The organism is Octadecabacter antarcticus 307, from assembly GCF_000155675.2.
Classification (GTDB): Bacteria; Pseudomonadota; Alphaproteobacteria; order Rhodobacterales; family Rhodobacteraceae; genus Octadecabacter; species Octadecabacter antarcticus.
In genome coordinates this window covers 2,005,154-2,016,738 of record NC_020911.1, presented here as the reverse complement: position 1 = coordinate 2,016,738, position 11,585 = coordinate 2,005,154, and the positions used below count along the sequence as shown (strand labels likewise).

The window sequence follows — 11,585 nt, the reverse complement described above, 5'->3', positions numbered from 1 at the left end:
GCGCGCCGCCAAAGCCACAACCTCTCCCCAGCCTCGAAACACTTTCTTACGCCTGTCTTTGTTTCAAAAATATCTTGGGGAGAGTCCGCCAGGACGGGGGTATAGCCCCCTGCATCGCAGGTGAGGCTCTCCAGATCATTCTCACATCAAATAAAGATCGGAGCGGGCGGCGGGAATCGAACCCGCATCTTCAGTTTGGAAAGCTGGCGCGCAAATCTGGATAAATCTTATGTTTACAAAGGCATAACTAAACGTGGAGCGCTTTTTTGTAGGTCAAGTGTCGGAATTGAATTTCTGGAGCGGGCGGCGGGAATCGAACCCGCATCTCCAGTTTGGAAAACTGGGGTCTTAACCATTACACAACGCCCGCTTACTAAAATCTTCCTATTTCATGGGTGTTAGCGCGTCAAGACAGCGATGGCAGAAGTTGCGACGGCGAACGCAAAACATGTCTCCAAACGGCCCTGTGCCGACATTCGTCACCCCCTGAAACTTATCTGACCAGGTTCCCCGAAGCCGACCTTGGTGCACGGCGCAGCATTTTGGGCCTCAAACATCGGATTGTGGGACAAAGCACTAATTTTCGTAGCGGGAGCTTAATCAGCAGCTATCGATGAATCCCAACGATTACACTATCCAAGCGGGCTATCTTTAGCGGCTATCCTATGTCCCCGTATCGCGGCGAGGCGCTCCATAAGGGTGGAATGTCGCCGTGCCGCGAAGTACTTCTGCACAAAGGCCTTCATTTTGTCATCCACCCCGAAGACGAATTTGATCGCATGCTGTACTGTAGTCTTATTCATGTTCTTCGCCTGTTGGCGGCGGTTCTCCGCTGCGATGCGCAACATGGTTTCGGTTTCGCGTGTCGCAACGAAGAGACGGTTCGGGGCGATGGTCATCAGTATGAACGCATCAGTTTCCACCAGTGTCGTGGTCATCCAAACTGGGCGATCCGAAGTCAACAATGGTATCCCACAACCCTCAAAATCAAGCACCTTCCAGCTCATTTTGTTGACAATCTGGCCAATGCTCGAATGGTCCATGGACTGACGCGCGATAGTCAGCCCGAAGCGATCTTCGGTGTGTGGGTCAAGAGTGGCAAGACAGTCGTCAACGCTTTCGGGCGCGCCGTCTGGGCGTTCCGCTTCGTATGCCTCCTGCAAGCCGAGAGTTGCCGCGCACCACGACTCTTTGACTGATAACTTCAGCGGGGCAATTTCAGACGGCGTCCGGATCGACTGCGCCCATAAGAAGCGCGACCAAGCGCTTCTTAAGCGTTGCTCCCATTTAGACTCCGGCAGACCTTGCTCAAGCAGGTCCAGTGCCCCAGCGGCTTCCGAGTCCAATCGAGACATGAAGTCCCGCTCCATATTGGCAATTGGTGGACCATCGGGCGCTCGCATCGAATACAGATGCACTTCATATCCGGTGCCTCTGGCCGAAACGCGCTTGGAAAACACCTTGTCGCCATGAGGTCGACTGAACCGACAAACCTTCCCATCCTCGCCCACCCAGCGATTGAGGTAGAAGACTGCCCAGTTAGTGGTGATCAACCGGATCGCTCATGGTGGTTCGCCTTAAAAAGGTGCCAAGATATAAGGGGCATCGTAAGACCGCAACAGGTCATAAAGACTGGTCCATTTCTGCCGTTCATGATACTATAGGTTGTAGCAGCGTAGGTTCTTGGAAGCGGACATTGGCCAGAGATGTAGAATCTCGGTATCGCTTGCAACCAGTGAGAAGGGCGAAATTGGTCTACAAGAAAATTGGGATGGCAAGGTCTCACGCCAATTGATTATTATGTTCTGGTGTCTACAACAAAGCTCTGAGACACGGGATACGATTGCACGCGGCTTCTCGGACACTTTTGCAGGGATCAGGAGAAATGACAGCGACCGCATGCTGGTTCGTGTCGAACAGGGAAAGGGCCGTAAGGATCGACAAGTTATGCTGTAGCCCTACCTGCTGACGTTAACCCTACGAACAAAACTTGCGACAACGCCCATATCGCAATCCCGCGCTTTCGGGGGTGATCTGATGGACTTTGCAACAGGTTACGAACAGTTTTCTGAGCAAGTCAGCGATGATATTTCCTTACTGGTCTATCGGTCTGGCATGGCTTCTTGGAGCGTGGCCTCAATGTATTGAAACGACTGCAATAGTTTGGCCTGAGGATTGGCGAGAACATGTACTTCCTGGGCAAACGGTTCGAAACTCACTGGACCATCGTATCCGGCATCAAGAAGCGCCGACACTTGGCCCACATTGTCAATCCTGTCGTTGGTATCGACTAGGACGCGCATCGGGTCTTCGAGTTTTGACAACAGAACGTCATGCTCAACAATCCCGGAAATGTGAACCATACCGGTATGTTCTGGGAAGATCGCCCCCCCGCCAGCAACGACATGATGGAACGTGTCATGCACGATCCGAAAACGGGTTTTTGCGCCAAGCGTTTCTATGGCTTCTACGGCCTCACTCTTTCTACGCAGCGCGCATGTTTCGAAACCAAGAGTTTCAATCAAACCGACCAAGTCATGCTCATCCAGGAGTGGTTTCAATTCACGTAGTGCGACTGCAAGGTCAGCGCGTCGCTCGGTATCGCCCATTCCTTTCGCATCGTTGCGTGCAATCAAACTAACTGTTTCGGCCCCGCACGCCTTGGCGATTTTCATAAGCGCCGCCGCCTCCTCGCGCTTTGCATCTGACCAGTCATTGAACGCTTTCACCTCGGCAAGAGCGAGGATGCGCAATCCTGAGGCACGAGCCGCGTCCCCCACTTTTTGTGGCGACGCGCCGTCAAACAGCTCGCCCGGAAGGTCGTTTCGGAACTCCACACCAACACAGCATAGTCTGTCTGCCAGTCCTAAAAGCTCCGACCAGTTCAATCGTGGCGCTGCCATGTGGTTAAGTGCGCGGTTTATCATGTAGTCACCCTTCCTTCTCTTATTTCTGCAAATTTGTCTTCCAGCAGACATTTGCTGCAAGCGCCCGTTTGGCAATTTGCAACGTTCTAATTGGCCAAATCTTTTAAGTTACGGACTCCGTCGATTACCCCGGCCCCATTTCAGACCTTCAGATTTGGCGTTTATTTAAAGCGCAATGGTCTTACCGGTTCGCGCGGACAGTTCGGCGGCATCAGCCAATTTCAGCGCTTGGCGACCATCTTCACCGGTCACTGCCGGCGCATGGCCCGCTTCCACGGCATCAAGAAAATCATCCAGTTCCTTACGAAAGCTTTCTTCATAACGTTCTAAGAAAAAGTTCTTCAATGGATCCTGCGCTGCCGTAGCTCCCGTTCCAAAACGCAGTAGCCCGGTCTCAGGCTGGTTCATCGTCTGCATCATACCAGCCGAACCAAACACTTCAACGCGCTGGTCGAAGCCATAAGTCGCTCGTCGGCTGTTGTTGATCTGACAAAGCCGGCCAGTGGCGGTTCGGAGGGATGTTATTGCGGTATCAAAATCGCCCTCTTCGCCAATTTCGGGATCCACAAGATTGGAGCCAAAGGCGCTTACAGATATAGGCTCTTCTCCCAACATCCAACGCGCCAGGTCAAGGTCGTGGATCGTACTGTCCCGAAAATATCCGCCAGAGGTGCTGACATATTCAACAGGCGGCGGCGCTGGATCGCGACTGGTGATAATCAGAATCTCTACGTTGCCAATCTCACCTTCATCGATAGAGCGCTTCATTCGGGCTATAGTGGGATCAAAACGGCGGTTGAAACCGACAGCGAATGGGACTGCGTATCTCTCCATCTCGGACAGGCAGGCGTCGACCCGCATCATATCCAAATCAATCGGCTTTTCGCAAAGAATTCCCTTTCCCATTCGGGCGGAAGCAAGAATCAGATGGACGTGTAAATTAGTCGGCGCGCAAATGACTACGGCATCGACGTCGTCGAATGCCAAGGCCTCTTCAACGTTTGTTCCGGCTCGGGCACCACTTGCCGCCGCAAGTGCAGTGGCGGCATCAAGGTTCACATCAACCACACTGACAACTCTTGCTCGAGACGTGGCCAAAATATTAGCAGCGTGTAGTTTTCCGATTCGACCCGCGCCAAATATACAGATTCCAATGCTCACAGTGTTTCCTTTACTTTGGTGGTCAATCTGCGACCGGTTTTTGCGCTGAAAAGCTGGGCTCGCGATATGTCCACCGAGGCAGAAAGAGAATCTCCAATCGCCACATGACGAACCTGCGCGGACTGCGCCGTGAAACGTACTCCGCCAACGTCAAGAACGATGCGCTGGGCTCCTTCGATCATCTCGTGAGCGGTGACGGTGCCGGCGATCGGCGCCCCTCCTGCACTGGCCAAATTGATAGCACTGGCAGGAAGCGCGATAGTGACGTTCTCGTCAGTCAAACCTTCACACGCGTCACCCAATTGAGCAGGAAGCGCGAGCGGAGTTGTGCCCAGAACCAACTCGAACCCATGACATACCCGACGTAGCGGCACAGTTCCGATACTGCGCGGAGGATCGCCGAGGAAGCCTGCAGTGAAGCTTGTTTGAGGTTCGGTATAAATCTCCATCGGCGGACCCTGCTGCTCGATCCCGCCGTCGCGCAGCAACACGAGGTGGTCTGACATCGCCAGCGCTTCTTGCTGGTCGTGGGTGACGTGAATGGTCGTCGTACCCATGACTTCGTGGATACGGCGGAGTTCGGACCGCATCGCGTAGCGAAGGCGTGCATCTAGGTGGGTGACGGGTTCGTCCAGCAACAAAACCTTGGGACGCCTAATTAAGGACCGGCCCAACGAGACCCGCTGCTGCTGACCGCCACTTAGTTGACCTATGGTACGATGCAGCAAGTGGCTGATTTCGAGCAATTCGGCGACCGAGTCTACGCGATCCGCTATCTCTTTTTTTGAGTACAGACCTCGATGGCGAGGGGCCAGTAGTGGAAACTTAAGATTCCCGGCAACATCGAGGTGCGGGTAAAGCGCATAGTTTTGGAACGCCATTCCAACATCACGGTCAGCACATCCTAATGCGCTTACGTCTTCCCCATCGAAAAGAATCTGGCCTCCGTCCGCTTCTTCCAGCCCAGCAATTATCCGCATCAAGGTGGATTTTCCACAGCCCGAAGGCCCGATTAGGCAAACATATGACTGATCTTCGATTGTTAGGTCTAGATCCTTGAAAATATTGAGCGCTCCAAAAGACTTTTGGAGCCCCTTTAGTTTTATCTTCGTCATTATAAGTTCTCCTCAACAGACAAATTGGTTCCATCTGCCGCGAAAAGATGAACCCGCGAAAGTACGGGGCTTAGTCTTATCTCGCTTTCCAGGCGTAGAGCGCTTGCAGTCGGGTTGACAACGGTCAGCGCACCTGCAGCGGTATCACAAAGTAATATTGCCCATTCCCCCATCGGCTGAACGGAACGAACTTTGGCGCCAATTCCGACGTCGTCTTTGGCTACGACTTGAAAATCACGAGGTCGGACGCCCAAAGCAAAAGGCCCCGAGACTTTATTTGCTCGTCGAATGGAGGCGGCGGGCAGAGAAAATTCGACATCGCCCAACATGACCCCTGTTTCAGTTAGCTTCACGTCTTCCAATATCGAAATTGGTGGCTCACCAACAAATTCAGCGACGGTCCTGTTCACTGGATGGTCAATCAGCTCCTTGAATGTTCCAACTTGCTGAAGAACCCCGCGGGACATAACCGCGATCCGGTCACTAATGGCCGCAGCCTCTTCTTGATCGTGAGTGATATAGATTGTGGTCCCGCCGCTGTTTTCATGAAGCGCGCGGATTTCGCGACGTAGTTCGACCCTCAAATAGGCCTCCAAGTGACCTAGAGGTTCATCCATTATAAACATCCGCGGGCTTCGTATCATTGCGCGCGCCAGGGCAACCCGTTGTCTTTGGCCTCCGCTTAATTTGGCTGGTTTTTTGTTAAGCTGGCTCTCAATCGAAAGGCGCCCTGCGATGTCCGCGACTCGAGACTGAGTTTCTGCTTTGGGCGTGTTTCTCGCGACGAGAGGCATGGCAATATTTTCGCGAACGGTCAAATGCGGATAAAGCGCGTAGTTTTCGAATACCATGGCAATATCGCGATCCCGCGCTGGCGTGTTGCTAACATCCTCACCATCAATCAGGATGTGTCCACTTGACACCCTCTCCAACCCGGCGAGCATCCGTAAGGTTGAAGATTTTCCACATCCAGATGGACCAACAATACAAAGGAATTCGCCACTCGCAATTTCCATATTCAAGCTTGACACCGCAGGTGTCCCGTCTGGGTAGATTTTGTTTACGTTGTTAAAAGTGATACGTGCCATTGAGTTACCTTACCGCGCCAAATGTCAGACCGCGCACTAGGTGACGCTGCAGGACGAGTGTGAAGATCATTATCGGAGCGACCGCCAGAGTGCCGACGGCCAGATAGGGACCCCACTCCAGACCCATCGAGCCAGAGAAACCGGCAAGATAGACTGGAAGTGTTGCAGCACTATTTTGGGTCATGACCGTAGCAATTAGAAATTCGTTCCAAGCCATAATGGCAGACAGGATAGAAGTTGTGATGAGCCCTGGTTTGACCAGCGGGAGAGCTACTTTGTGGAATATCTGAAGCCGAGAGTAACCATCAATCAACGCGGCTTCTTCAATTTCGATCGGGATCGCCTCAAAAAATCCACGCATAACCCAAACCACCAGCGACATATTCATTGAGGTGTAAATCAGGATGAGCGCCAGATGAGTATCCATTAATCCAGTTCGCTGAACCATCAAGTAAAGCGGAACAACGAAAGCCACTGGTGGAGCAAAACGGGTAGAAAGGATAAAGAAAAACAGGTGGTTACCTGCGACCACCTTGAACCTTGTAAGCCCATAGCAAACCATCGCGCCCAGACCGACGGCCAGCACCGTGCTTATTCCTGTGACTATCAGGCTGTTTATCAAATATTTGAAAATCCCATCTCCACCAAACACGAACAGCGCATTATAGAAATTCTCTGTTGTAGGTTCGAAGAACCAAACCGGCGGCCATGCAAATATATCCGCATCCGACTTAAGTGACGTCGAGATGATGATATAGAACGGAAACAGGCAAAATCCGACGAACCCAGATGCGATTAAATATCGTGTATAGTCGCCGAGAGTGCTGGGTCGGTTTTTAGGTACAGTGGTTTGCGCCTTGGTGACATCAACTGAGGCGCTCATTCCATCTCTCCTTGATTGACAATTTTCCGTACCAAAACTTGAGCCACAAGCGTCACAACGATGATCATGACAACGGCCATTGCCGCGGCATATCCGAGGTTCAGGGACAAAAATCCTGTGGTGTATAAATACCAGGGCATCACTTCGGTCGCGCCCGCAGGCCCCCCCTTTGTCATCATAAAGATCAGTTCGATCATTCGAAACGCATCGACAGCGCGAATGACCAGAACCACTAGGATTGCGGGCCGCAACAAGGGCAACGTCATCTTGAAAAAGATTTGACGTTCGTTCAGGCCATCCATCCGAGCTGCTTCAAACACATACTCCGGCAAGGATTGGAGGGCAGCAAAAATGACTAGCGTCACAAACGGCGTCCATTGCCATACATCCGTTAGGACGACGCTCAGGATGGACAGCGTCTGATCTGTTAGAAACGGTTGCCGTTCAAAGCCAAAAAGGGTCACGATCCAATTCGTAACGCCAAAGTTCTCGTTCAACATATAGAACCAAGTGAGTCCTACTACGAGCGGCATCGCCATGACAGGAAGCAGGGAAATCTTCCGCAACGTGTCCAAACCGGGAAGTTTTGAATTGAATACAAAAGCCAGTGCGAAACCGAGCAGCAATTCAATGCCAACGGCTAAAAAAATGAATTGCCCAGACACCATCAACGAATTGGAAAAACGCTCATCAATAAGCAGTTCTTCATAATTGAAGAGCCCAGCAAAGCGAGGGGGGTTCGGACTAGCAAGGTTCCAATGATGCAGGCTGATATAGGCCGCATAAATGATCGGAAAAATATTCAGCGCGAGTAGCAATATTATTGCCGGCAACACGAGAATTGTAGCAGCGCGACGCGCCTCAAGTCGTTGAGACATTTTAATCGCCTCCTCTTTTTATCTTGTTGCTGATGGATCTATCAGGAGGTAGAACGCGCAGCCCTTCAATTTCGGGCATCCCGTTGTTCCATGAGGGCGGCGCGACAGTCAACGCCACCCTCTGATCTGGGTATACCTGCTTAGTAGTAGCCGGCCGCCTGCATCATGCGGTCGATCAGATTCTGGGAGTTCTCAACAGCTTCACCTGGGGTCTTCTCGCCTGCAAGCATCTGGTGCATTTCGGTACCAAGTACGTCGACGATGCCCTGAATTTCCAGAACCGGCGGACGCTGCCAGCCTTGAAGCTGACCAGCCTCCGCCATGGCGTCAACAAATGGAATTACTGGGCACCTGGCGATAACAGCTGGATCTTGGCTGACGGAATGCCGGGGGCTTACACAGTTGCCGCCTTCAGTATATTTGGCAAGCATCTCGGCACTAGTAAGCCAATCGGCAAATTCCCAGGCCAGATCGACGCGACTCTCATCGAGATTGTTGGGGATGGAAAGATACCAACCGCCAAGTGTCGATGCGGCCGGCGCTCCAGGTCCATGCGGATGGGGTACGTAACCGGTATTGCCTTTGGCAGCCGAAGCTTCGTCAAGTTCGAAAATCGCCGAACGGCCAGACCAGATATAGGTCATCGCACAGCCACCCTGACCGTAAACCCGAACACGCTCGTCCCAAGCCATATTGAGAACGCCGGGAGGAGAGTATTTCATCAGCTCCATTAGATAGTTCGCAGTAGCATAACCAGCATCGGACGTGATCATCGGATGCATGTTTTCCGGCTGGATGTCGCTCATTGCGAAAGAAGTCCCATCATGCGAAAGATCAATAGGTGCTTGTCCGAAATCGCCCATGTTCATCATGAATGTCTGACCCAGAGCTGTGCCGCGGGCGGCGTTCCAGCAAATCCCGCTCAGACCCGCCTGCGAGCCGTGCAGCGCCTTCGCTGCATTTAGCACGTCTTCTGTTGTGACGGGTGCAGCAATTTCTGCAGCGTCAAAGAGGTCCTTACGATAGGCAAGAATTTGCGGGTGCGGTTGGATCGGGATGCCGAGTTGCTGGCCACCAAATTGTGCTCCACTCCATGCAACGTCATGGAAATCAGACCCATCATAATCCGACGCGGCGATCAGCGGATTTAGGTCTGTGAGATACGGACGATACTCGCCAAATTGCGGCAGGTCGACCGCAATCAAATCATAGCCTGAATCGCTGTTTTTTGCATTGAGTAAAACTTGCTGACGCAAAACATCGAATGGGCGTACATCCAGCTGAATTTTGCCGCCTGCCATGGTTTCCAGTTCGTCTTGCATGCTCTGCATTACTTGGAAGACGGGGTCGCCGATTGCAAGAATTCGGATCGTTTCACCGTCCAAGACGGATTGCGCATGGGCGGGGATCGCCGTAGCAGTCATCAACGCGGTTGCTCCTAGCAGCGAACGCACGCTGAAACTAGAAAAACCCAGTTTTTCTTTTGTCATTTTCATTCCTCCCTTGGAATTATTATACTTCTACGACGGAAACCAAATTATCGATGCTCCTACATCGATGGAAGCCGCCTCCCTAGAATATGCCATAAGAGATCCCTCATAATAAGGACCTCGTTGTTCAATATGAACAATTATAAGGCACTGCTTGAAAAGGATAATTTATTCTTGGTAAGCCGAAGTAAAGCTAGTCACCTTCGAATAACCCCGCCAGATTTTCTTCCATTTCTCGCAACAAGTTCTTCGATTCGTGCCCGTCCCATAGGTGGTCATGCAGCAGTTCTCCCACGATCCTAGTCATGTCATTCATTTGCGGGATCGCCGGTCGACACCAATGCTGTAATTGATCTAACCTCGCGAGCGCATCAACATGGCGGACCACAGCGTCCGCTCGCGAAACCTCCGGATCAGCAGCGACACTATATCGAAGATTGACTGGACTCCCATTTAGGATGAGTTGTTTGACCATTTCAGGACTGGCGAGCCACCGCAAAGCACACCATGCAGGTTCGACACGCTCTTTTGAAAGGTTGGAAGGCACCGACATTATATAACCTCCCATGGGCGAGATGTTTTTCCCTTTCGGCCCCCGTGGGTGAGGAAGATAGCCAGTTTTACCGCGGGAGGGAGAATGCGTATCCTCCTCGAAACTAACAGTCTGTGAAGACCATTCGTATGTCATTGCTGTTCGACCCGAGCGATAGGCCTCAATCCGACTGTACCAATCCATGTCCTTTATATCGGGCGGAGAATAGCGGACAAGCTCGCGGAGAAACTCGAGTGCGGCGTGCCCCGCTTCAGTGTCAAGTTTGGGGCGCAGCAATTCCGAGGAAGTATTAAGATCATAGTTTTCTCCGAATTTTCTCAGGCTGACAGGAGGCTGACCAAAGGCGCCAAGTACCTGTATAAATGTTTGTCCAATTGCATGCCCCCGCGCAGCGTTCCAAGATACGCCATATCTTCCATTTGTTGGATCATTGATCAAACGCGCTGCATCAATGACTTCTTGGACAGTGCTGGGAGCGATAAGGCCATGATCCGCAAAAATGTCTTTTCTATACAAAAAGAGCTCAGCGGCCGGAGCGTAAGGTATACCCATCAGCTCCCCATTACAATTTCCACCCTCCCACGCAGCAGCATAAAAATCGAAAGTATTAAGATTGCTGCGTTCAGCAAGGCGTCCAATCGGCGTAATAGCACTTCTGCTTTGAAGAAGCCCCAGCCAAGGCATATCCACGGCGACTAAATCATAGTTGGATGATTGTTTATCTGCATTTTCCAACAATGCTGCGTAGAGTTCATCATATTTCAGTACATCTATCTCAACTTCGACACCCAGACATCGAGCGACCTCCTCCTTAATTCGAACCAAGGACAGAAATGTGGGATCGTCCTTTAGCAAGAGACGCAATGGCCCTTTAAGACTGATAGGATGTGGCAGCTTTCTCGGTCGCGGTATGATCTTAGCGGCCAAATAGGCACCACCAAATGTAAAGTCAGGCTGATCATCCTGGTTCAAGCCAAACATAGACCCGACTTGAGTTTTCAACGAGAGGCAATAGGAACGGAAGTTGATGATGAGCCTCTCTTCCGGTTCGATGATGATATGCTTCTTGTTGTAATCGGAACCGCGCCGTTTGATTAGGCCTGCTTTCTCCATCTTTTCAATGTTGCGCAACGCCGTTGTGTAAGCACCACCAGCAGAGTTAGCGAGCGAAGAGATCGTGATGCTCTGCTTTTGATAGTAACGTCCCAACAGCGCCAATGTCATCATCCAGTAGGGGTCCGACGTTTCAATTCCCAAACTACTTGTGGCCGGTGTACGCGTATTTTCGAGAAACTTGATCATAGCCAATATTTCACTATCGAGCATCTTGTGCCTCACTTTGCTGCTTCAAACATTCGCAATTAGGCATCGGAGGGCCTTCGGCACCAAAACCAGAACCAGAACACAAACCGGATCACGCCAAGAGCCTTCTTGGCTATTTGAGTGTGGCATAAACGCGGATAACGGCGCGATGAGTATTGCACATCCGC

The 11,585-nt window shown here is 51.6% G+C and carries 9 protein-coding genes and 1 tRNA gene; all 10 read right to left on the bottom strand.

Annotated features, from left to right (window positions below):
* Positions 1 to 295 precede the first annotated feature (295 nt).
* The 10 genes from OAN307_RS10225 to OAN307_RS10175 all read right to left on the bottom strand — a co-directional run bounded on the left by OAN307_RS10225 (position 296) and on the right by OAN307_RS10175 (position 11,421).
* A tRNA-Gly gene (locus tag OAN307_RS10225) sits at positions 296 to 370 on the bottom strand.
* Between the two features lie 262 nt (positions 371 to 632).
* The gene (locus tag OAN307_RS10220) at positions 633 to 1,553 is read right to left on the bottom strand and encodes a DUF4238 domain-containing protein (RefSeq protein ID WP_015499684.1); all 921 of its coding nucleotides are present in this window, start codon (positions 1,551 to 1,553) and stop codon (positions 633 to 635) included.
* Between the two features lie 549 nt (positions 1,554 to 2,102).
* The gene (locus OAN307_RS10210; RefSeq protein WP_245541050.1) at positions 2,103 to 2,978 is read right to left on the bottom strand and encodes a TIM barrel protein; all 876 of its coding nucleotides are present in this window, start codon (positions 2,976 to 2,978) and stop codon (positions 2,103 to 2,105) included.
* Positions 2,979 to 3,092: 114 nt separating this feature from the next.
* A complete protein-coding gene (iolG, locus tag OAN307_RS10205; RefSeq protein WP_015499682.1) occupies positions 3,093 to 4,088 on the bottom strand; it encodes an inositol 2-dehydrogenase in 996 nt (331 codons plus the stop codon).
* Positions 4,085 to 5,203 carry an ABC transporter ATP-binding protein gene (locus OAN307_RS10200; protein WP_015499681.1) on the bottom strand — a complete coding sequence of 373 codons (1,119 nt, stop codon included), beginning with the start codon at positions 5,201 to 5,203 and terminating at the stop codon, positions 4,085 to 4,087. Before OAN307_RS10200 ends, iolG begins: the two co-directional genes overlap by 4 nt.
* Entirely contained in the window at positions 5,203 to 6,291 is a 1,089-nt protein-coding gene (locus tag OAN307_RS10195; RefSeq protein ID WP_015499680.1) for an ABC transporter ATP-binding protein, read from the bottom strand. The genes OAN307_RS10200 and OAN307_RS10195 overlap by 1 nt, the downstream gene beginning before the upstream one ends.
* Positions 6,292 to 6,295: 4 nt before the next feature.
* The gene (locus tag OAN307_RS10190) at positions 6,296 to 7,174 is read right to left on the bottom strand and encodes a carbohydrate ABC transporter permease (protein WP_015499679.1); all 879 of its coding nucleotides are present in this window, start codon (positions 7,172 to 7,174) and stop codon (positions 6,296 to 6,298) included.
* The gene (locus OAN307_RS10185) at positions 7,171 to 8,052 is read right to left on the bottom strand and encodes a carbohydrate ABC transporter permease (protein ID WP_015499678.1); all 882 of its coding nucleotides are present in this window, start codon (positions 8,050 to 8,052) and stop codon (positions 7,171 to 7,173) included. Before OAN307_RS10185 ends, OAN307_RS10190 begins: the two co-directional genes overlap by 4 nt.
* A 140-nt stretch (positions 8,053 to 8,192) precedes the next feature.
* The gene (locus OAN307_RS10180) at positions 8,193 to 9,542 is read right to left on the bottom strand and encodes an ABC transporter substrate-binding protein (protein ID WP_015499677.1); all 1,350 of its coding nucleotides are present in this window, start codon (positions 9,540 to 9,542) and stop codon (positions 8,193 to 8,195) included.
* A gap of 193 nt (positions 9,543 to 9,735) precedes the next feature.
* Complete coding sequence (locus OAN307_RS10175; protein ID WP_044043533.1) at positions 9,736 to 11,421, bottom strand: ABC transporter substrate-binding protein; 1,686 nt, start codon at positions 11,419 to 11,421, stop codon at positions 9,736 to 9,738.
* Positions 11,422 to 11,585 lie beyond the last annotated feature (164 nt).

Coding starts and splice junctions, on each gene's coding strand:
- OAN307_RS10210 (WP_245541050.1), bottom strand. CDS start 2,978: ATGTCTGCTGGAAGACAAATTTGCAGAAATAAGAGAAGGAAGGGTGAC.
- OAN307_RS10200 (WP_015499681.1), bottom strand. CDS start 5,203: ATGACGAAGATAAAACTAAAGGGGCTCCAAAAGTCTTTTGGAGCGCTC.
- OAN307_RS10195 (WP_015499680.1), bottom strand. CDS start 6,291: ATGGCACGTATCACTTTTAACAACGTAAACAAAATCTACCCAGACGGG.
- OAN307_RS10190 (WP_015499679.1), bottom strand. CDS start 7,174: ATGAGCGCCTCAGTTGATGTCACCAAGGCGCAAACCACTGTACCTAAA.
- OAN307_RS10185 (WP_015499678.1), bottom strand. CDS start 8,052: ATGTCTCAACGACTTGAGGCGCGTCGCGCTGCTACAATTCTCGTGTTG.
- OAN307_RS10180 (WP_015499677.1), bottom strand. CDS start 9,542: ATGACAAAAGAAAAACTGGGTTTTTCTAGTTTCAGCGTGCGTTCGCTG.
- OAN307_RS10175 (WP_044043533.1), bottom strand. CDS start 11,421: ATGCTCGATAGTGAAATATTGGCTATGATCAAGTTTCTCGAAAATACG.